We start from the raw sequence: 22,755 nt of genomic DNA on the forward strand, positions 1-22,755 counted from the left end.
TATTTGTAAAGGTTTTCCTAGACAAGATGTTGTTTACCTTTTAGCACGCCATTAATTTATAAGTTGTAAAGGTTTGATATACACAATTATTTTCTTGTATTAGAAGGAGAAGAATATGAGTAATTTAGAAGATACAAAAGCACAAATTCCATCCGTATTTTGGACAATAGCCAATGGTGTATTTCTTGCTAGCGGAATTGCGCTGATTGTAATGCGTAATGATTATCTATGGGGAGTGCCTCAAATTATCGCTGGATTATTTGGTCTTGCAACCATGTTTCTCATTAAAAAACCGTGGTGCGCTCAACTATATTTTATAGTATCTTCACTAGCCGTAATAGCAAATGGACTTATGGAAATATTCGGCATAATCCACGGATCTGGATACGGTTATGTTCCGCTGATTATTGGCATAATCGTGCTTTTATTTATAGGCCTTGACAAGGATGAAAGTTCAAAAGCTCTTGGAATTGCCAAGAATAAATAAAAGCATTAGACTGCGATTTTAACTTAAAAACATATCGCAATTTTCAAAGGTCAAGTTGTAGCCACACATCCTACGACTTGACCTTTACTTATTTATCCGCTATTGATTTGTTTTGCATAGAGTTTATACACTACTGAGCAACTTGCTTGTGCATAGCCCCAACCGCATTGCATTAAATCACTAAGATTTAAGCGAGCTTATTCGCTGCGGAGTAACCCCCGTAAGCTCTGCAACATCACGAACCGTCAATCCCTGATTCCTTAGTATACGAACTGTTTCACGCATAAGTATAGACGCTTCTTCTTGAGTTTTTATAGCTGCAGATTTTGCATCTAACATGCGCTGAAGCATAAGCTCATCTTGCTCACTAAGTTTCGGAGTTACTTCCACGCAATTGACTTTAACATTTAAAGTTGCAGCAGCATCTTTTACCATTGCTGCAACCTTATCAAGCCTACGTACTTGAGTAAATAATCCTGGTATTTCTGGCACTTCTATAGCCCACCAGTCATCGCATCTGCGAGCTATAGCAGTCACCTTTTGCAAACAATTTGTTGCATTATCATGCTCAGTAACACTCATTGCTCCTATCATGCCTGCAGGTTCCTTTCAAAATATCTAATAATGCTTCTAGCAGTAAGCTCATTTATTTCATTATGCCTCGGAACAGTAGTAGCCAATTCGCCAATGCAAACTTTGCTATGATTACCGCCCTCAGACCAAGTTATTTGTCTATTAGTACTTCTTGCAAGCTGATTGAGTTTTTTCTCCAACTCTTTTCGCTTCACACATATAAGTATATGCCTATTTATCAATTCAGTAAATAGGCATTGCATACAAAATCATCGCAAATGCATAACCGTCATTGAATGCAATTCTATTTGATATTTTCCAAAGTACTTTGAGTTTTGCAAGATAGGAAGATAGGGAGATATGAAAATGGGAAAATATGCAGATAGGAAAATTGACTAGCGAATTTAGGTAACTTTTACTACTCACGATTTAAGTCTTAAGCAAGGTCTTAAGCAAGTCACTTGTGCATCTGCGCTGCTCAGAAAATCAACAATAAATAAGAGACATGCGTATTATAAAAATGCGCTGACGCTTTTACTCATCTTCAAATCTTCTAGATTTTGTTAATAAAGACGAAGTCAATGCATCAGCGCTATCAAGCTATCAAACCATCTACCTCAATGCTCTATGAGCTTGATTAAAGAACTCATACTCGTAAATGCATGAAGTCATATATGCTTGAGCAGCAAGAATTCGAGCCTGTGGGCCAGCCTCTTCAAAAGCTCTCTCAACAAATTTAACTGCCATTCTTACTCCTGACTCAAAATCATTAGAAGAATACATTGAAATCCAATCATGATATGGGTTTTCAGGAGTATTATTTTTGACTAAAATTTGCCCCACTTCTTCATAAAGCCAATAGCATGGCAATATGGATGCAGCTCCAATCACGTAATCTTCTGCCATTGTAGAAGCAAGTAAGTGATTTACGTAAGCTAACGTTACTGGCGAGCAAGACGCATCAATGCTTATATTTCTGCTTCCAAGCCAATCTCTGTGCAACTGCGATTCCGCTTCTATGCACATAGCTGCACCCGTAGCCCAATGCACTCTAGCTTCATTATCTGGCGTTTTAGCTCCAACAGCAGCTAGCGCGCGCGAGTAACGCTTCAAGTATTCAGAATCTTGACTTATGTAGAAAGCAAACAAGTCGGAGTCAAGCGTTCCATTACCTAAAGCCTTAATAAATGGCATTTTCATAATGTTGTTATCGACATCTGCACTAGCATCCCATAAAGCTTGAGTCCAAGGGCCACAAGGCTCCACATTTGGCTTTCTAGCCTTGCTATGAGCTTTTACGACTACGCTTTGCGCAGTTAATCCGTCTAAGCCACTAGTTTGCATATGTTCCCAAGGAGTTGACGAAGAATCTAATTCCAAACGATAATTACGAGCAGCATGGTTCACAGGCCCATGACCTTTGCCAACATGCAAATCTTTACCGCAAGCAATAGCTTCGTTAAGCCATCTTGACGACCATGCTAGAGCATCCGCTACTGTACTGTAATCGCTTAGCTTCTTGCCTTCTCGCAACGCTAATCCTATGCGCGTAGCAAGCGAGGAAGATAACGAGCAGCCTGTGCCATGCGTTGTTGTTGTATCAACCCTAGGGCAAGGAACGTGCACTCTGTGGCCATCTGGGAACACAACAGTATTACCAGCATCTTCGCTTGTTAAGTGGCCGCCTTTAACAATAACAATAGTATTGTTTTTTGCACACCACTCGCTTGCTTGAGCATAAGCTTCTTCAAAATTAGATGCAGGCTGTTTATCGCATAATACTGCGAGTTCAGGTATGTTTGGCGTAATCACATCCGCAAGAGGTGCAAACTCACGCATTGCATCTTCTGCAGACTTTTCAAGCAACCTATCTCCCGAAGTTGCTACCATCACTGGGTCTAACACAACAACAGGAACAGGATGATTCTTAAGCCAATCTTGAACTAGGCTAATATATGATTTGTCTCCAAGCATGCCGATTTTTACAGCATCAATAGTTACGTCATCAAATACTGCTTCTAGTTGCGCTTGCAAAAAGTCGGTTGGAGGAGTATAAACTTCGCGCACACCGCAAGTGTTTTGAGCAACCAAATTAGTTGTTACACACATTGCAAATCCATGAGATGCTGTGATTGATTTTAGATCAGCTTGAATTCCAGCTCCGCCTGTTGGATCAGTTCCAGCAATGCTTAGCACTCGCGGAATAATTGGCTCTTCTAAAGAAGGTAGGGAAGATGGCCTTAGACTTGAATCATATAATTTAGAAATTGATTGCAAAGGTGCTTGAGTTTGCGAAAATTGATTATTCATTATTTTTATTCCTTTGTAATGGCATCGCGTAATTTGTGTGCTTCTTCGCAAGGATTTTGCGCAAGCATTAGAGCAGATACTACGCATAAACCATCTATTGAAGTGCTTTTAATAGGAAACACGGTATTTTCATTAACTCCGCCGATTCCTAGAGTGCTAATGCCGAGTTCTTTAGCGCGTTTAGCAATCTTTTCTACTCCTTCAACTCCTAAAGCAGGAGCAGCGTCTGGCTTAGTGGCAGTAGGCCAAATCGGACCTATTCCAATAACATCTGGTAATGCCACATTTTCTTTAGCACATTCGTTATAAACGTAATCTAACTGTTCTAACTTTTCTATAGAAAGTCCAACCATCCACTCTGCAGGAATAGACTTACGCGCTTCAATATAAGGCGTGTCTGTTTGCCCAACATGCAAGTTGAACCCTAAGTTTTTAGCGCAATCTATACGATCGTCAACAAAAATCGGCACGTCTCCGCAACCATTAGCAAGCATTTTGTCTCGCAGGCTTTGAGCTTTATTGTTAAAAGTTTCGCTATTTGCGTACTTATCGCGCAATTGGACTACGCTTGCTCCGCCTTTAACGCAATCAACTGCAATATCTTCTTCTGCTCGATCACTCATCTTTGGGTCTGTTATAAAGTATAGAGACCAATCAACAGGATCGAGTTCAAATTCAATATTCGCTAATTTCAGCATCTCGTCTGCGCTCAAATCCATAAGCGCATCCATCCATAATTTTCTAAATGACCCTGGCAATGTTGAACGTTGCGCTGCCCAAGTTCCTGCTGCAGCAGCGTGTACGTGCGCGGCAACTGTTGCTGCAAAAGGTCGATTTCGATTTGCTCCAACGTATGCTGCCACCAACGCGCCAAGAGAGCAGCCCGTGCCGACTACTTTCGTCATTATTTCGTGGCCGCCAGAAACTCGTGCCGAGCATCCGTGCCCATAAATAGCGTCTTTTTCGCCAGAAATAGCCACTACCGAGCCGTAGCGTTTAACTAGCTTCTTAGCTGCTGCAACTGCCGAATCAACGGAATCTCCAGCGTCTACGCCTTTACCGCCGCTTTCTTCTCCAGCTAAGCCTAAGATTTCGGAAGCGTTGGCACGAATTACAGCAGGATGACTTTTAACAATTTCGCGCGCGTATTGCGTGCGTGGAGCTAAACCGCCAACTGCAACTGGGTCAAGAACCCATGGAGTGTGTGCTTTTACAGCTCCGCGAATCGCAGCATCCATAGATTCTTTGTCTACTGGCCTATACGTTCCAATGTTTACTAATACACCAGATGCGATTTGAGCAAATACTTCAGCTTCTTCTGCATCTACGACCATTGCTGGCGATGCTCCAGCAGCCAGCAGAACGTTTACTGTTATTTCTTGAACAACATTATTCGTTACGCAATGCGTTAGCGGATTTTTTGCGCGTAAAGTTTCAATGCATTCTCGCACATCTTGCATGAATTGCTTGCAACGAGCATTAGTTGAGAATTCACTATTTTTAGAACACGACACAGTAGTCATGATTTTCCCTTCGCTAGTACTAACTAGATCAGGTTCAACGGGTATAATCTCAGCGCTTATGCGCACCCCGAACCTATGTTTGACTATATATGTTCGTTATGACGTTATTTATATGCGCTCCGACCTGCCTTTTCGCTTAGAGCGTAGCGCGAACGATATTTCCTTACTTATTGTTGCGCGAGGTTTGAGTATTTCTCTCCTCGCAAGTCCCGTCGCTACGCTCCTCTTTTATTGCTCGTATAGAAATACATCAAACCTTCTGAATATCTAGAACTTTTGCGTATCCTGCATCGCCGAGATTCTCGATTTTTCTTGCTGCTTCAGCGAATCACCATTTCATGCTGAGGTTCGCTTCATTCGCTGCAAAAAATCTCGAATCTCTACCTCACTTGCGCGACGACCTGTTTTAAATAATAAAATAGCGGGGAACAATCAAGTTCCCCGCTAGAAAGAATAATGCGGCAGCGTGCTAGTCTCCCACACCCTATCGAGTGCAGTACCCTCACCGTGTCAGGCCTTAGCTTCCGGGTTCGGAATGGGACCGGGCGTCTCACCTGAGCCATGACCACCGCAAAACTAGATTATACACTCGCTTTAAACGAGCGGCAAATTGGCGGTTTGGGAACCGGACATGAACGCGAGCAACAGAAAAACAATCATCAAAATCAACAACTCAACCATAAAATGACCGCCTAACACTCCTCAAAGTTAAGAGAATTAAACGATAAGCAATACAAGTAGTATCACAATCGCCCATTAGTACTGGTCAGCTCCACCCCTTACAGGGCTTCCACATCCAGCCTATCAACCACGTGTTCTACATGGGGGCTCACACACAAAGTGCAAGGAATGCTAATCTTGGAGCAGGCTTCCCGCTTAGATGCTTTCAGCGGTTATCCCTTCCAAACGTAGCTAACCGGCAGCGCCACTGGCGTGACGACCGGCATACCAGAGGTTCGTCCACCCAGGTCCTCTCGTACTATGGGCAGGTCTCCTCAACATTCCAACGAGCGCAGAGGATAGAGACCAAACTGTCTCACGACGTTCTGAACCCAGCTCGCGTGCCGCTTTAATCGGCGAACAGCCGAACCCTTGGGACCTGCTCCAGCCCCAGGATGCGACGAGCCGACATCGAGGTGCCAAACCATCCCGTCGATATGGACTCTTGGGAATGATCAGCCTGTTATCCCCGGGGTACCTTTTATCCGTTGAGCGATGCCACGTCCGTACGCCGGCACCGGATCACTATCTCCGACTTTCGTCCCTGCTCGACCCGTCAGTCTCACAGTCAAGCCCGCTTGTGCGATTACACTCAACACCCGATTGCCAACCGGGCTGAGCGGACCATTGAGCGCCTCCGTTACTCTTTAGGAGGCAACCGCCCCAGTTAAACTACCCGCCAGGCACTGTCCCTAACACGGATAACGTGTCGAGGTTAGACGCCAGATATGGAAAGAGCGGTATTTCACTGATCGACTCCACGCAAGCTAGCGCCCACGCTTCACAGCCTCCCGCCTATGCTACACGATCCACACCTAACGACAATACCAAGGTATAGTAAAGGTCCCGGGGTCTTTTCGTCCTTCTGCGCTTAACGAGCATCTTTACTCGTACTGCAATTTCGCCGGGCTCCTGGCCGAGACAGTGGGGAAGTCGTTACGCCATTCGTGCAGGTCGGAACTTACCCGACAAGGAATTTCGCTACCTTAGGATGGTTATAGTTACCACCGCCGTTTACCGGGGCTTAAATTCACCGCTTCACCGAAGCTAACGGATCCTCTTAACCTTCCGGCACCGGGCAGGCGTCAGAGCGTATACAGCGGCTTACGCCTTCGCACGCTCCTGTGTTTTTGGTAAACAGTCGCTACCCCCTAGCTTGTGCCACCCCCAACAGCTCCGCTTGTAAAAAACATCACCATCAGGGGTCTCCCTTATGCCGAAGGCACGGGAGTAATTTGCCGAGTTCCTTGGCCAGGATTCGCCCGATCGCTTTGGTATACTCTACCAGACCACCAGTGTCGGTTTAGGGTACGAGCGGAATCACACCTCACGTTGAAGCTTTTCTCGGCAAGCAGGATCACCGGAATCAGCCTTACAGCCTACCCATCACGCCTCAGCTTAACATCCCCCGGATTTACCTAGAGGACAGCCCACACGCTTAGCCACGGAAAACCACCTCCGCAGCCGGCTACCTACCCGCGTCACTCCCACGCTAACCTACTACCGATACGCTCCCAACACTAAACCAGAAGAAAACCCCGAAAGATAATCAACCAGAATAACGAAGGTTAGTACTCTCAGATTCAGTTCGAACGGTGTAACACCGGTACGGGAATATCAACCCGTTCATCCATTCGACTACGCCTGTCGGCCTCGCCTTAGGACTCGACTCACCCGGGGACGACGAACGTGGCCCCGGAACCCTTAGTCATTCAGCGGACAGGATTCACACCTGTCTCTCGCTACTCATGTCTGCATTCTCACTCCCGTATAGTCCACGACAAGTTCACACTGCCGCTTCACCCCATACAGGACGCTCTCCTACCCCACATGAACTAAATCATGCAGTCGCGTCTTCGGTGGCGTGCTTAAGCCCCGCTACATTGTCGGCGCGGAACCACTAGACCAGTGAGCTGTTACGCACTCTTTCAAGGATGGCTGCTTCTGAGCCAACCTCCTGGCTGTCTATGCGACTCCACATCCTTTCCCACTTAGCACGCGCTTCGGGACCTTAGACGACGATCAGGGCTGTTTCCCTTTTGACGACGGAGCTTATCCCCCGCCGACTCACTGCCATGATAAACCTAACAGGTATTCGGAGTTTGGCTGCTATTAGTACCCGGTATGGGCCCGCAAGCATCCAGTAGCTCTACCCCCTGCAAGCAATAACATGACGCTGCACCTAAATGCATTTCGGAGAGAACCAGCTATCACGGAATTTGATTGGCCTTTCACCCCTAACCCCAAGTCATCCCCCCAGTTTTCAACCTAGGTGGGTTCGGTCCTCCACACGGTCTTACCCGCGCTTCAACCTGCTCAGGGCTAGATCATCCCGCTTCGGGTCCAGGACATGCGACTAAAACGCCTTTTAAAACTCGCTTTCGCTACGGCTCCCCCACCCGGGTTAGCCTCGCCACATACCACTGACTCGCAGACTCATTTTTCGATAGGCACGCCGTCACCCCACAAAGAAGGCTCCGACGGATTGTAAGCGCACGGTTTCAGGAACTATTTCACTCCCCTCCCGGGGTGCTTTTCACCTTTCCCTCACGGTACTAGTACACTATCGGTCAGACAGGAATACTTAGGCTTACCCAACGGTCTGGGCAGATTCACGCGGGATTCCACGAGGCCCGCGCTACTTGGGAATAAACATAAAAAGACATCGCGCAACCTGCTACGGGGCCATCACCCTCTACGGCTGGGAATTCAATCCCATTCACATAACACGACATTTTATCACTCTTCTCAACCCCGTCAGAGGCTGAACAGTCAATCCCACGACCCCGAATACGCAACACCTGACGGTTATCACACGTACTCGGTTTAGCCTGATCCGCTTTCGCTCGCCACTACTCACGGAGTATCCTTTCCTGCAGGTACTGAGATGTTTCACTTCCCTGCGTACCCCCCACAAAAACTGTGGTGACCACCCATAACAGTGGCCGGGTCTCCCCATTCGGAAATCCTCGGATCAAAGCCCACTCGGCAGCTCCCCGAGGCATATCGCAGCCCGTCACGTCCTTCATCGGTCCTGTCTACCAAGGCATCCACCATACGCCCTTACCAGTGATACACCAGTAAAAAGCCTATCGCTTAACTCTCTAGACAATAAATCATCACACTAAACGATCACAAAACGATCAAGCGACTCCACCAAAATGGAGCCGGTTGAAATTGATAAAAGTAAAAACAAGCAAAACCAAAAATAGTCTCACTATTCTTACTCGCGTCCACTATCCAGTTCTCAAACCACCAAACACCAAGAACACAAGCCAAAAACCAAAAAGCCTCAACCTGTAATCCAAGGGCCAGGACCGCAACCCCAAAACAAGGGGGGTGGCAATCCGGGAACCCAAAAGCATGCCCAACATACTCATCTAAAAACATTAACTATTGTTTTCCACACCAGTAACCACACTCAACCGAGCGTGCACAAAAACTCCGTAGAAAGGAGGTGATCCAGCCGCACCTTCCGGTACGGCTACCTTGTTACGACTTAGTCCCAATCACGAGCCTCACCTTAGACGGCTCCATCCCAAAAGGGTTAGGCCACCGGCTTCGGGTGCTGCCCACTTTCATGACTTGACGGGCGGTGTGTACAAGGCCCGGGAACGCATTCACCGCGACGTTGCTGATTCGCGATTACTAGCGACTCCGCCTTCACGTAGTCGAGTTGCAGACTACGATCCGAACTGAGACCAGTTTTAAGGGATTAGCACCATGTCACCATGAAGCAACCCGTTGTACTGGCCATTGTAGCATGCGTGAAGCCCTGGACGTAAGGGGCATGATGATCTGACGTCATCCCCACCTTCCTCCGAGTTAACCCCGGCGGTCCCCCGTGAGTTCCCGGCATAACCCGCTGGCAACACAGGGCGAGGGTTGCGCTCGTTGCGGGACTTAACCCAACATCTCACGACACGAGCTGACGACGACCATGCACCACCTGTGAACCTGCCCCGAAAGGAAACCACATCTCTGCAGTCGTCAGGCACATGTCAAGCCCAGGTAAGGTTCTTCGCGTTGCATCGAATTAATCCGCATGCTCCGCCGCTTGTGCGGGCCCCCGTCAATTTCTTTGAGTTTTAGCCTTGCGGCCGTACTCCCCAGGCGGGACGCTTAACGCGTTAGCTCCGACACAGAACCCGTGGAATGGGCCCCACATCCAGCGTCCACCGTTTACGGCGTGGACTACCAGGGTATCTAATCCTGTTCGCTCCCCACGCTTTCGCTTCTCAGCGTCAGTAACAGCCCAGAGACCTGCCTTCGCCATTGGTGTTCTTCCCGATATCTACACATTCCACCGTTACACCGAGAATTCCAGTCTCCCCTACTGCACTCTAGCCCGCCCGTACCCGGCGCAAACCCACCGTTAAGCGATGGGCTTTCACACCAGACGCGACGAACCGCCTACAAGCTCTTTACGCCCAATAATTCCGGATAACGCTTGCGCCCTACGTATTACCGCGGCTGCTGGCACGTAGTTAGCCGGCGCTTATTCGAAAGGTACACTCACCCAAAAGGCTTGCTCCCAATCAAAAGCGGTTTACAACCCGAAGGCCTTCATCCCGCACGCGGCGTCGCTGCGTCAGGGTTCCCCCCATTGCGCAATATTCCCCACTGCTGCCTCCCGTAGGAGTCTGGGCCGTATCTCAGTCCCAATGTGGCCGTCCGCCCTCTCAGGCCGGCTACCCGTCGAAGCCTAGGTGGGCCATTACCCCGCCTACAAGCTGATAGGACGCGACCCCATCCCATGCCACTAAACACTTTCCCAACAAGACATGCGTCAAGTTGGAGCATCCAGCATTACCACCCGTTTCCAAGAGCTATTCTGGAGCATGGGGCAGGTTGGTCACGCATTACTCACCCGTTCGCCACTCTCACCAACCAGCAAGCTGGTCAGATCCCGTTCGACTTGCATGTGTTAAGCACGCCGCCAGCGTTCATCCTGAGCCAGAATCGAACCCTCCACGAAAAACTTCAATGAAGAGCCAACAAAAGGCTCCAATATAAAAGAAAAAGACGAGACATTCTTTAAGGAAAGAACATCCCAACAAAAAACCTCACCATCATTTAACCATCTCTCAGGCACCCCACAATCCGTGAGGCTGACAATGAACTGGCAATAATTAACTAATAAGTAGTACAGACACGCTCTTGAGTTCTCAAACCACCACCACACCAGCCGGCCCATCAACCTCAACCGAGGAGAACCAGCCGCGCTGAGCAGCAAGAGATAAACTTACACCAAACCCCACCAAAACGCAAACCAACACCAAACAAACACCACAAAACCATTGAAAACAAGCCAAAACATCGGCGTGTCGAAAACACGCAAAAAACCACAACAAACCACCACAACCACCAACACAAAACCAAAAACAACCCAAAAAACAAACAAAAAACCATAAAAAACACAAAACCCGGGAGTGTCGCGCAAAGCAATCGAGCAAAATAATCAAAATACACAACGCAAACAACGTAAACAAAATATATGCATACAACATGTGTACGTGCTATGCGTTCGCGTGCTATATATAGGTATATGAGAAATAGCGAGAAAAACAGCAAGAACAACTCACACAATCACATTGTGGCTCTAACAGGCGCCGGAATATCTACAAGCGCTGGCATTCCAGACTTTCGAGGCCCAGATGGAGTTTGGACTAAACACCCAGAGCAAATGAGTGTTTACGATATAGACGCGTTTTTAAGCAGTGAAGAGGAACGCATTTACTCTTGGCGCTGGCAAAAAGAGTCGCCAGTTTGGAACGCTCAGCCAGGAACAGCACACAAATCGCTAGTAAAACTTGAGAAAGCTGGGATGCTGGACTTAATCGCCACTCAAAACTTTGATGCGCTTCACGAAAAAGCTGGAAACAGCCCAGATATTGTAGTGAACTTGCACGGAAGCATTGGAACATCACACTGCATGAGCTGCCACGCTAGCTACAATACAGCCGACATTATGCGCGACTTAGACGCACACCCAGACCCACATTGCAGGCGCGCGCTGCCGTACCGCGGAAACATGCCTTGCAACGGTCTTATAAAAACAGACGTTGTATATTTTGGAGAAGCACTTCCCGAAGGCGCAATGGAACGCAGCGCGCAGGCGATTATGCACGCAAGCGAGTTGTGGGTTATTGGCTCCACGCTAGAAGTGTTTCCAGCTGCAAGCCTTGTGCCGCTAGCCGCTCGCGCAGGAGTGCCGATTACAATAATGAACCTGGGCGCTACGCAATACGATTATTTGGCAGAGCGCATAATACGCGAAGATATTGCGAAAGCTCTGCCAAAATTAGTAGACGAAACTATTGCAAAGTGAATATTGCAAAGTGACTATTACAAAATAATTATTGCAAGCTAACAGCGATTCCCTCCCAAGGCGCAAGCGTGCCATTTTTAAGTGATTTAAGAGCATGATCCGCGCTGTAGGTAGAAATCATCACATCATCATACGATACGCCGTTAGCGGCGATATTACGCAACAATTCGGCACTTTGAGCAGGTATTGCTACAGATGAATCCGTCATATTTACCATTACGAGCAACTTCTTTACATAAGCACAAGGCGAATCGCAAGCAACCGCGCTTGAAGAACTCACACCATGCTCAAGACCTGCCTCATCTGCCACATCTGCCTTAGCATTATCACAAGTCTGCTCAACCTGCCTAACAAACGCGTAAACGCACTCGTCATCCGCATCAACCAAATTCCAAGAACCAGCCGAAACAACAGGCTGCGAATGGCGCAACTCAATCAAACGCTTGTAGAACGAGTAAACGGAATCCGAATCTTCCATTTGCTCCGCCGCATTAATATCTACATAATTAGGATTCACGCTAATCCAAGGCTGCGCATTATTTTGCGACGGAACATTAAAAGGCATGAATCCCGCATATTTAGACGCATTCCACTGCATTGGAGTTCGAGAATTATCGCGACCGCGCTTTGCGAGCGCATCCATCATAGACTCCGCAGACTGAATATGCGCTTCTTCTACGCGCTGCTTAAACATATTCAACGCTTCCAAATCGCGATACTGCTCAAGACGCGTAAAGTGCGCGTTTGTCATGCCAATTTCTTCACCCTGATACACGTACGGAGTGCCGCGATGCATGTGAAGAAGCATTGCAATCGCCTTAGCAGAAAGCACGCGCATCTCATCGCTAGCCTCACTACCCCAGCGAGAAAGCGCACGCGGCTGATCGTGATTATTAAAGAACAAGCTCGCCCAACCAGCATCGCTAACTGCCTGCTGCTGATCTGCCATTGCGCGTTTTAATGCCGTCAACTTAAGAGGAATAGGATTCCACTTAGTGCCATTTGCGCAATCAACATTAACTTGATCGAACAAGAAGAGCATGTCTAGCTCACCATTAGCAGGATTTGTAATATAAGTGTTTCGATGCGCGGAAATTCCAGGAGCCTCGCCAACAGTTAAGAAACCTTCACGACCTTTGAAAACCGCCTCGCGCATCTCGCGCAAAAACTCGTCTAAACGAGGGCCATCGGAGCAGAAGAAATACGGCGAAGAGTAGCCGTCGTCGCCTGCTGGCGCATCTTCAATCTGCGAACCGTATTCCCCTGGCAAACGTCCTTCGCTATCTACGCGCTTAGAAATTTGCGTAATCACATCCATACGGAAGCCGTCAATTCCGCGATCCATCCACCAATTCATCATCTTGTACACGGCAGCACGAACCGCAGGATTTTCCCAATTCAAATCTGGCTGCTTTGGCGAATACTGGTGGAAGTAATATTCGCCGCGCTTTGGATCGTAAGTCCACGCAGAACCGCCAAAATACGAGCCCCACTTATTTGGCTCAGCACCTGGCTCCCCAGGAACGCAACCTTTGCGCGCTGGTCTCCACCAATACCAATCCGCGTAGTCGCTAGAAGCATCTCTTGAAGCCTGGAACCAAGCGTGCTCGTCGGAAGTGTGATTTACTACTAAATCCATCACAATCTTAAGCCCGCGCTTGTGCGCTTCTGCCAAAAGCTCGTCCATATCTTCTAGAGTGCCAAAAAGCGGATCAATATCTTGATAATCGGAAATATCGTAGCCGTTATCGTCTTGCGGAGACTTGTAAACAGGACTAAGCCAAAGCACGTCAACACCTAAATCAGCCAAATAATCAAGACGCGAAGTAATGCCCTTCAAATCACCGATTCCGTCGCCGTTAGTATCTTGGAAGCTTCGCGGATAAATCTGATACACAACTGCATTCGCCCACCAAGGGTTTGGCGTAGCACCGTTTGTGCGCACGGATTCTGGCAAATTCGATCTGTCAAAAGTAGTCATACATTCCCCATTAATTTACGTCAATAAGTATTTTTATTACAGTTTTATTTATTACAAATAATTTTATTTATTTAATAGTATTTATGATTTTAGACTCTAAATTTTATCAGCATATTAGATGTTACGCGCGGATAATAAAAAGCGGCCCGTAGTAAAAACCACGAGCCGTGTCTCCTTCTCATTCATTGTACGAATTGTAGAATGCTCTCCAAATCACTGCTGATTATGCAATTTAAATGCAAGCTCCGCCAAATGAACTCCGTGCGTTAAGAACTCGTGCGTGCGGCACACGTAATCATTTTCTCGACCAAGCTTCGCAATATAGCCATTGATATAATCAACCTCTGTTTTTCGTCCACGACTCATATCTTGATACATAGAAGGATAGTGCAAAGGATTTGCCACTCGGCTCACGTAATCAATAGCCTCCAACTCCTGCTGACGCGTATTAACCATACGAATTCCTGCACGATCGCACACGTCGTACGCCTCGTCAATAAGTTGGCGAGCCATATCCATAGCTCCTGGGTAAGAAATAAACTGACCCATTTGAATCTGATACATTGTGCACAAAGTGTTAACTACGGAATTAAAAACTACCTTCGCCATGCAAGTACCCTTGAAATCTTCCGTAATAGTAGGATTCAAGCCAGCAGCTTTAAAATCATCTCGCATAGCAAGCTCAACATCGCTCACCTGCTCATTCAACGCGCACATATTCATTGTGCCAACGCCGACTTTACCAATAAAATCAACGTCGCCCGGGCCATTCAGCACGGTTGCAATCATTGCAGTACCACCGTAAATACGATCATCCGAGAAATACTGCTGAAGCTTTTCGAAATGACCCCAACCATTCATTGCAGCAAAAACAACTTGATGATCCTTAAACAAATGCTTGCAACGCTCCAACATTTGAGCAAGTTGCATCTGCTTCATAAACACAATCCACACATCTGGATCGCCGTCATAATCCTCAGGGGTATACATATTGATTGGCACAAGATGACGATTTTCATGATCTCGGCTCACCATTACGCCGCCTTGCTCGCGAACTTTATTCACATTTTCATCCCAGGCATCAATGAAATCAACATGAATGCCAGCCGTTTCCTGCAACAAAACGCCATAGCGATACCCCATAGCTCCAGAACCGATCATTGCATATTTCATGCCACTCATAGTGACACCTCCTTTTAGGTAAAAATGTGCTTAGGCGAAATTCGTACATACATGGAAATTCGTCGAAGCGACTATGAATATAGTAAAAAGCAGTAAAGCTGATTGTAGTGACTAAAATCAGCCAACTGCTTTTTGGTTTTTATAGCATATTACACAGTTTTTTGAGAATGTCAAAATTTTGTATTATTTAAAATGCAATTACCAACTAATAATGCTCACAAATATGCGTATATCGCAATCACCTACAACTCAGTCACTTAAACATTAAAAAATTGACGAATTTGTTCAACTGTGCCATAAGAAGCTTGAGCGCCAAAACCAGTAGCTGCATACGCAGAAACATAAGACGCTAACGCGGCAGCTTCGTCTAAACGCATATCTACAGACAAACAAGCTAATATTGTGCCCATAAAAGCATCACCGCAGCCAGTTGTATCAACAGCTTTAACGCTCTGAGGGGAAATCATGCATACGCAATCCTCTTTTGAATAATCCAACACTACAGAGCCTTTAGAGCCAAGAGTAACTACAGCTTCATCAAAGCCAAAATCACGCATAGCGTGAGCTACATGATTCCAATCAAAAGAATACCAATCGCCATCATCTGGCTCTTCAATATTCAAAAGTTGCGCCATCTCATGCTCGTTAACAAGCAAAATATCCGCAGAATCAATCAAATCTTTAGGCAACTTGTTTAAAAATGGCGAATCGTTAAGAAGCACTTTTACACCATTTTCATGCGCTAGTTGTGCGCACATAGTTACAGTTTCTAAAGGACTTTCTAAACAAAGACCAAGAACTTTTGCGCTAGTAAGAGCGGATTTTACTAACGGCGATTGAATATACTCACAATCTACTAAAGAATTAGATCCTGGAGCATACACAATAGTATTTTCCCCACTATGCGCATCTACAGTAATCACAGTTGCGCCACTCTTTTTATTTTCTACGCGACGAACACAAGTTGTATCAACTCCGGAAGATTGCAAAGAATTTAGGAGAAAATCAGCATTGGAATCATTGCCAACTGCACCAAACATTTTAACGTGTGCACCGAGTTTTGCAGCCGATACAGCTTGATTACCAGATTTTCCACCTGGCAACACGCGAATCTCGTTTCCATTAATGGTTTCTCCTGGGTTAGGAAGACGATCTGCCACAATAGTGTAATCCGCATTCATAGAGCCGACTATTGCAATAGCGTTTGAATCCGCTTTATGTGATTCTTGCATATTCTCTTGCGTAACTTTTAAATCGTTTAAGCGGAGCGACGCAATATTTTCTAATCCACTTAACGAATCAAGCTTACTATAACAATGCATTTTTCTCCTAAATCAGCAACTAATCTTTAATATTAAAAATTTATAAAAGAACACCACAATTTAGAAATTTAGAAAGGAACGCCACAGCGCAATAAAACGTTGGAATATGGCGTAGTTTCGCCTGTACGAATCACAAATTTTGCTTGTGAAACTAAAGCTTTAAAACCTTCATCGCCATCGTGTGGAACGTATGTTAGCGGCACGCCTAAGGATTCTTTTACCCACTCTTCTGGCTTTTTATTGCATGCTTCTTTAGCCATTATGCCTGATTCAAGTACCAAATCAGCTTTGATTGCATTCAGCACATCGCTAAATCGTGGAATTCCAAACACTAAAGCTAAATCTATTACTTCTACGCCTTGTGGAACTGGTAATCCGCAATCAGAAATAACAAATTGATCCTTATGCCTAAGCTTTGCAAGAGCAGCCGCTAATTGCGAGTTCAAGATGCCATGAGTTAACATTTTTCTCCTTATGATATTAAATTTTTACCTTGCATTAGTGACTATCAACAGTGATAATCGCATAATAGCAAACGCTCATCAAGCTTAAATGCTTGCTGTAATGATTGTTATAAGACTAAATATCTACTTATTTATATTTACTTATTTTAAATATTTACTTTTTATATATTTACAAATAATGCATCCAAAATAATGTGATATTAAAAACAACAAATAGTGCGGCGTTGAAAACGATGACAACATACACGTTGCATATGCAATAAAATCGTATTAATTGTTACGCTTAGCATACAAGTCAACGATTTCAACGCCATATAAATGTTGTACTACTTTTTGTACACTTTTCACACTATTTGGTTTACTACTTTTTTGTACTACTTGATTTACTATTACTCGAAATCAGCTACATTCTTTGCTGTAACTGTTTTCACAGTAATTGGCTCAGTCTTTGGAACAGTTTGCTTCTTAATAGCTTTTACAGCTGCAGCAACGGCAGAACGCCCAAGCTCCTTTGGTTGCTGAGCAATAGTGCCAGCCATTGTTCCAGCTTTAATAGCCTTCATGCCATCGGCAGTACCATCGAAGCCAACTACTTTAACATCTTTACCAGCTTTAGCACCTAATGATTGGATTGCACCTAATGCCATCTCGTCATTCTCGGCGTAAATGCCAGCTGCGTTCGGATGAGATTGCAACAAGTTGGTTGCAACGTTCAACGCCTCAGCACGATCAAAGTTAGCAGTCTGCTCCGCAACAACCTTAATATTTGGATACTTCTTAATGCGATCCTTAAAACCTTTGCCACGATCTCGCGTAGAAGCAGCACCTGGGATGCCTTGCAAAATTAGAACTTCGCCCTTTTCTCCCATGCTCTTAGCGAGCGCATCGGCAGCTTGAGCACCTCCTGCCACGTTATCGGAGGCAATGTGAGAAGTAACTTTTTCGCCAGTTACGGAACGATCCACAGAAATCACAGGCATACCAGAGCTAAGAAGTGGCGCAACGGCTGGACCAGCAGCATCGGAATCCACAGGATTTATAATTACTGCTTTAGCACCTTGAGATTGCGCGTTTTGAGCTTGATCTTGCTGCTTAGAAGAATCGTTCTGAGCATCTGAAACCTGTAAATCAACTCCCAGCTTCTTGGCTTCCGCTTGCGCACCATCACGCAAATCCACAAAGAATGGATTATTTAGCGTAGACACTAACAGCGCAACCTTGTCGCTAGAGCTTGCATTTCCACACGCACTCATGCTGAAAACAAGAGCCGATGCTGCTGCAACAGCACAAGCGAGCTTCATACCACGGCGCATAACTAGATAATTCATCATATCTCCTTTGACTATTGCCTTATTAATCGCAAATCACAATATTTAAAACATTATTTGCATAAATAAGGCTGATGTTTTTGCCATTTATTTACCATATTGTTAAATTGTTTTCAGTTATAATTTAAATTATTTTTATTAGATTTTTGTTAGATTTCTTATTATATTTTTGCTGCATTTAGGCATTGATGCTTGCCACCATTAAGTCAATACCTTTATAAACACCCCCCTTCTAAGCAAGGAGATCAAGTTTCTACGGATTATTAATATGTCTATTAATATGCTTAATATGCCTTATTTCAGTGAGTATCTTCCTTGCGTCGCAAAGTATCGAGGCTTACAGCAAACGCAATCACCAAGCCAATAACAACTTGCTGCCAGAAGGAAGAAACGTTCAAAATGTTCAAGCCATTACGAATAACAGCCAAAAGTATTGCGCCTACGAATGTGCCTGAGATCTTACCTTTGCCACCAGAAAGCGATGCGCCACCAATAACCACAGACGCTATAGCATCCATCTCGTAACCGGTAGCTGCTTGAGGCTGAGCAGAATGCAAACGCCCTGCAATCACTAAACCAGCTACAGCAGCAAAAACGCCAGAAAGAATAAACACCATAATTTGAGTTTTATGAATGTTTATGCCAGAAAGACGAGATGCTTCCATATTTCCGCCAACAGCATACATTGAACGACCTGTAGTAGTGAAGTTCAAGATTATTGCGGAAATAACGCCCATAATAATCATCATCACTATTGGCATAGGGATTCCGCATATTGTTGCTCCGAAGAAATTCACCATGCCCGAAGTGGAAATAGGACGACCATCCGAAACAACCAGCGTAAGTCCACGAGCCACAGACATCATTGCCAACGTGGCAATAAAGGACGGCAGCTTAAGAAAAGCATTAGCAACGCCAGAAATTAAGCCAAAAACTGCGCCTGTAGCAATGCCAATAATAATAGTCAATATTGGAGGCAAGCCCATAGAAGCGCCGGTGTAAGCAACAAGCATGCTAGAAATTGCAGCAACTGCACCAACCGACAAATCAATTCCAGCTGAAACGATTACGAAAGTTTGGCCAAATGCCAAAATTGCTACCGTAGCTGCTTGAATTCCAACGTTGAGAATATTTACACTTGTTAAAAATGCAGGCGTAGCACAAGAAAGCGCTGCACACAAAATAATCAAACCAATAAGTGCACCATTACGAGATGCAAACTTTTTTAACGTTGGCAAAAAGCCTTTGTCGTCTGCACCATACCCTAAACGGTGAGATTTTTCGCTCTTTGTAGCACTCATAACAAATACTCCTTTAACGAGTTTCCAACAGTTCACAGCACCTATTTGCGCTTTACAAACTGCAGAACGCAAGTTTTACGTTTTACAAGTAATCTTTCAATTTTTAATTTTTCAATATGACTTCACGCCATGTTGTTTATTGTTATTTATTGCTATTTATTCCTATTTATCTGATTCACTAAGATGCGTTACGGCAAGTTCCATAACCTTTTCCTGCGTAGCTTCGCTTGCAGCAAGCTCTCCACTGATCTTGCCGTTTGACATTACGAGAATACGATCAGACATTCCTAGAACTTCAGGTAAATCTGACGAAGCCATAAGTACTGCTCCACCGTTTTCAACGATATTGTTAATAAGCTCATAGATTTCAACGCGAGCGCCAACATCAACGCCACGAGTAGGCTCATCCAAAAGCAGCACTTTTACGTTTGCCATAGACCACTTGCCAAATACGATTTTTTGCTGATTTCCACCAGAAAGTGAACCAGCAAGCTGATCAATATTTGCCATGCGAATACGCAATTTCTCTGCGGTTTCTTCTTCATGCGCACGCTGACCTTTCAAATCTGCAAAACCAGCATGAGATGTAGGAATTAACGTAGAGATTCCAAGATTATCTGCAACAGATGCCTCCAAAATAAGACCTTGCACGCGACGATCTTCTGGCACTAATCCAAGACCTGCAGCAATGCTGCCAGCAATATTTGCTTTAGGAATCGCTTTTCCGTCTACTGAAACAGATCCCGAATCGTAAGTATCCGCTCCAAATATTGCACGAAGAACCTCAGTCCTACCAGCACCAACTAAGCCTGCAAGTCCAACGACTTCTCCAGCATGAACGCTAAAAGACACATCCTCAATAGCACCTTTTCGCGTTAATCCTTCTACTTTTAGCAATTCCTTGCCTTGATGCCTGTTTCCATGCGGGAACTGATTAGTTATATCGCGTCCAACCATTAACCTTACAAGTTCTTTTTCTGGAACATCTGCACTAACAGTGTCAACGTATTTTCCATCTCGAAGTACGGTTACTACATCTCCAACTCGCGCAATCTCGTCCAAATGGTGAGAAATAAATACCATTCCAACATTTTTAGATTTCAGATCTGCAATAATGCTGAATAATTGTTCACACTCACGCTTTGTAAGTGCTGCCGTTGGTTCGTCAAGAATAAGAATAGATGCATGTTGCATAAGCGCTTTAGCAATTTCTACCATTTGCTGACGAGCCACTCCAAGCTCTCCCATTGGCTTATCTACATCTTCTTCTAAGCCAATAACTTGCAATGCCTCTTTTGCTTTAGATCGCATAGTTGCGCGATCAACAAAACCAGCTTTGGTCGGTAGCATGCCAAGAAACAGATTTTCCATAATGGAAAGTTCAGGTACTAAATTTAACTCTTGGTGTATTACAGCAATACCTAATTTGCGCGCAGCATCTACATTAGGAATACGCACCGTTTTGCCGTTAATCTCAATATGACCTTTATCTGGCTGATAAATGCCACTCATCATTTTAATAACAGTTGACTTGCCAGCACCATTTTCACCAAGTAGAACATGAACTTCACCTGGCTTTACTTTTACTGACACATTGTCAACTACAGTAGAATTACCGAATATTTTCGATACTCCTACTAATGACAGCTCCGTCATGTTTAGCCTCTTCCTTCGCTATAGCAACAATGCGATCGCGAAATTACCATTGATTACGTCAAGTTATTGTTTGTTTAATTACGTTTATATTGACTTGCAAATTGCGAATACAACATTAAGTACAATGCGCAGAGTACAGAGTACGAACAATGTTCACTCAAACAATTAATACACGTACAACAAAGTTACAGTGCAATAATCAGTTGAAATACTGATAGATAAACCATTAAATAATGACGATATTTTGCAGCTTTTTACGAATCTATGATCGCCCTAGCGATTCGCGAGGGATATACACAGTTTCTACACGCTGCGATTTAACGTCACCATTATTCTCAAGCATATCTAAAAACAGTGCAGCACTTATGTGACCAATGCGTTGAACTTGCTGTGAAATCACAGAAATACGTGGAGTTGCTAGGCGAAACACTTCTACATCATCGAAAGAAATCAATGATATATCTTTGCCTATTACTAATCCTTCTTGAGCCATCACTTGCATTACTCGCAACGCATCTGGCGAATAGCCAATAATAAGAGCTTTCACTCCAACATTAATCATGCGATGCATTACGCTTGCACACGACGACTGGTCAAATCCTGTTGATTCTACGAATACATGCTCTTCGCCAAATATCTCTGAAGCCACGGTTCTAAATGCTTGCTCACGTTCTTGCAACGAGGGCGAAGCAATAATTGGGCCAGAAATATAGCCAACTGAGTGAAAACCATGTTGCAGAACATCTAACAGCGCATCACGAATGCCCTTTGTTGGGTCTGAATCAACTACTGGCACGTGTTCTAAGCCGCCAGCTTGCGGTTCTACGTGGCGATCCATAAACAACATAGGGAGTCGCTGCTCAATCAGCTTTCTCATAGCTTCAGTAACTTCACCTTGAGGAACTATAATCGCCCCATCAATACGTTGCGAAAGAATACTGGTTATAAATGAATCTTGACGAGATGCACTTTCAGATGATGTTCCTATAAATGCACAATAGCCTGCCTCAAACAATGAGTCTTGAACAGTGTAAGCGAGTTCGGCAAAATATGCGTTACGAATGTCTGGCACAAGCAGTCCTACTGTTTTTGTGCGTAACGATCGCATTGCTTGCGCGCGCGAATCTGGGATATAACCTAATTGAGCAACCGCACGCTCAACTTTTGCCTTGGTGTTTGCCGATATACGACCCGTGTTGTTTAATGCACGAGACACAGTTGACACTGATATTCCAGCATGTTGTGCAACATCGCGAATCGTAATATACGTCATAGCACCTCCCATCGGTAACACTATACAAAACTATACAAGTACAGCATTTAAGATTATTTACATTGCAATTTATATGCTCTGATTTTCTCTTGTATTCTATATTCTAAATTACGTTTTTTCATATACTCCTCTCTTTTGAGAGAATCACACTATGCATCTATGCATATGATGTTTTTACTAACCTCAATCTCACTAAGTAGCTTCATCAGCGCTGACCAAAGTCACCTATGAGATAACGTTTTCACACTCTTCTCGCTTCCGTAGCAAACCTTGTGCGGTAACGTTACCGCAACTATAACATTTA

At 44.9% G+C, this 22,755-nt stretch carries 14 protein-coding genes, 3 rRNA genes and 1 riboswitch; of the genes, 2 read left to right on the top strand and 15 right to left on the bottom strand.

Annotated features, from left to right (window positions below):
• Positions 1 to 115: 115 nt before the first annotated feature.
• Positions 116 to 487, top strand: a complete 372-nt coding sequence (locus HXT55_RS00190; RefSeq protein WP_004112863.1) for a hypothetical protein — start codon at positions 116 to 118, stop codon at positions 485 to 487.
• Positions 488 to 667: 180 nt separating this feature from the next.
• Here HXT55_RS00190 and HXT55_RS00195 read toward each other — a convergent pair whose 3' ends face one another.
• The 7 genes from HXT55_RS00195 to HXT55_RS00225 all read right to left on the bottom strand — a co-directional run bounded on the left by HXT55_RS00195 (position 668) and on the right by HXT55_RS00225 (position 11,123).
• A complete protein-coding gene (locus tag HXT55_RS00195; protein ID WP_004113737.1) occupies positions 668 to 1,081 on the bottom strand; it encodes a transcriptional regulator in 414 nt (137 codons plus the stop codon).
• A gap of 591 nt (positions 1,082 to 1,672) precedes the next feature.
• Positions 1,673 to 3,370 (bottom strand): bifunctional hydroxymethylpyrimidine kinase/phosphomethylpyrimidine kinase, encoded by a 1,698-nt coding sequence (locus HXT55_RS00200; protein ID WP_013399395.1) that lies wholly within the window; start codon positions 3,368 to 3,370, stop codon positions 1,673 to 1,675.
• A gap of 5 nt (positions 3,371 to 3,375) precedes the next feature.
• The gene (gene thiM / locus HXT55_RS00205) at positions 3,376 to 4,893 is read right to left on the bottom strand and encodes a hydroxyethylthiazole kinase (RefSeq protein WP_064623153.1); all 1,518 of its coding nucleotides are present in this window, start codon (positions 4,891 to 4,893) and stop codon (positions 3,376 to 3,378) included.
• Positions 4,881 to 4,973, bottom strand: a riboswitch (TPP riboswitch). Its footprint overlaps the gene before it by 13 nt.
• A 376-nt stretch (positions 4,974 to 5,349) precedes the next feature.
• A 5S ribosomal RNA gene (gene rrf / locus HXT55_RS00210) occupies positions 5,350 to 5,466 on the bottom strand.
• 164 nt (positions 5,467 to 5,630) lie between these two features.
• A 23S ribosomal RNA gene (locus HXT55_RS00215) occupies positions 5,631 to 8,690 on the bottom strand.
• Positions 8,691 to 9,063: 373 nt separating this feature from the next.
• A 16S ribosomal RNA gene (locus tag HXT55_RS00220) occupies positions 9,064 to 10,591 on the bottom strand.
• The 16S, 23S and 5S rRNA genes sit together here, the layout of an rRNA operon.
• Before the next feature lie 190 nt (positions 10,592 to 10,781).
• Positions 10,782 to 11,123, bottom strand: a complete 342-nt coding sequence (locus HXT55_RS00225) for a hypothetical protein (RefSeq protein WP_116285251.1) — start codon at positions 11,121 to 11,123, stop codon at positions 10,782 to 10,784.
• A gap of 38 nt (positions 11,124 to 11,161) precedes the next feature.
• Here HXT55_RS00225 and HXT55_RS00230 point away from each other — a divergent pair, with 38 nt between their 5' ends.
• Positions 11,162 to 11,944: an SIR2 family NAD-dependent protein deacylase gene (locus HXT55_RS00230; protein WP_009994495.1), complete on the top strand. Its 783-nt coding sequence runs from the start codon at positions 11,162 to 11,164 to the stop codon at positions 11,942 to 11,944.
• 28 nt (positions 11,945 to 11,972) lie between these two features.
• Here the strand turns inward: HXT55_RS00230 and HXT55_RS00235 are convergent, their stop codons facing one another.
• From HXT55_RS00235 to HXT55_RS00270, 8 genes are all read right to left on the bottom strand, one after another.
• Positions 11,973 to 13,925: an alpha-glucosidase gene (locus HXT55_RS00235; RefSeq protein WP_064623157.1), complete on the bottom strand. Its 1,953-nt coding sequence runs from the start codon at positions 13,923 to 13,925 to the stop codon at positions 11,973 to 11,975.
• Positions 13,926 to 14,138: 213 nt separating this feature from the next.
• A complete protein-coding gene (locus HXT55_RS00240; RefSeq protein WP_004113883.1) occupies positions 14,139 to 15,107 on the bottom strand; it encodes a ketopantoate reductase family protein in 969 nt (322 codons plus the stop codon).
• Positions 15,108 to 15,364: 257 nt separating this feature from the next.
• Complete coding sequence (locus HXT55_RS00245) at positions 15,365 to 16,429, bottom strand: ribokinase (RefSeq protein ID WP_004116570.1); 1,065 nt, start codon at positions 16,427 to 16,429, stop codon at positions 15,365 to 15,367.
• A 68-nt stretch (positions 16,430 to 16,497) separates the two neighbouring features.
• Positions 16,498 to 16,893, bottom strand: coding sequence for a D-ribose pyranase (gene rbsD / locus HXT55_RS00250; RefSeq protein WP_004116568.1), 396 nt, complete (start codon positions 16,891 to 16,893; stop codon positions 16,498 to 16,500).
• Positions 16,894 to 17,282: 389 nt separating this feature from the next.
• Positions 17,283 to 18,221 carry a D-ribose ABC transporter substrate-binding protein gene (locus tag HXT55_RS00255; protein ID WP_004116565.1) on the bottom strand — a complete coding sequence of 313 codons (939 nt, stop codon included), beginning with the start codon at positions 18,219 to 18,221 and terminating at the stop codon, positions 17,283 to 17,285.
• A 299-nt stretch (positions 18,222 to 18,520) separates the two neighbouring features.
• Positions 18,521 to 19,522 carry an ABC transporter permease gene (locus HXT55_RS00260; RefSeq protein ID WP_004116562.1) on the bottom strand — a complete coding sequence of 334 codons (1,002 nt, stop codon included), beginning with the start codon at positions 19,520 to 19,522 and terminating at the stop codon, positions 18,521 to 18,523.
• 162 nt (positions 19,523 to 19,684) lie between these two features.
• Positions 19,685 to 21,178: a sugar ABC transporter ATP-binding protein gene (locus HXT55_RS00265; RefSeq protein ID WP_004137724.1), complete on the bottom strand. Its 1,494-nt coding sequence runs from the start codon at positions 21,176 to 21,178 to the stop codon at positions 19,685 to 19,687.
• A gap of 262 nt (positions 21,179 to 21,440) precedes the next feature.
• On the bottom strand, positions 21,441 to 22,451 hold the full coding sequence (locus HXT55_RS00270) for a substrate-binding domain-containing protein (RefSeq protein ID WP_032836323.1): 1,011 nt from the start codon (positions 22,449 to 22,451) through the stop codon (positions 21,441 to 21,443).
• Between the last annotated feature and the right edge of the window lie 304 nt (positions 22,452 to 22,755).

This window comes from Gardnerella sp. KA00718 (genome assembly GCF_049244285.1).
In the GTDB taxonomy this organism is placed as follows: domain Bacteria; phylum Actinomycetota; class Actinomycetes; order Actinomycetales; family Bifidobacteriaceae; genus Bifidobacterium; species Bifidobacterium vaginale.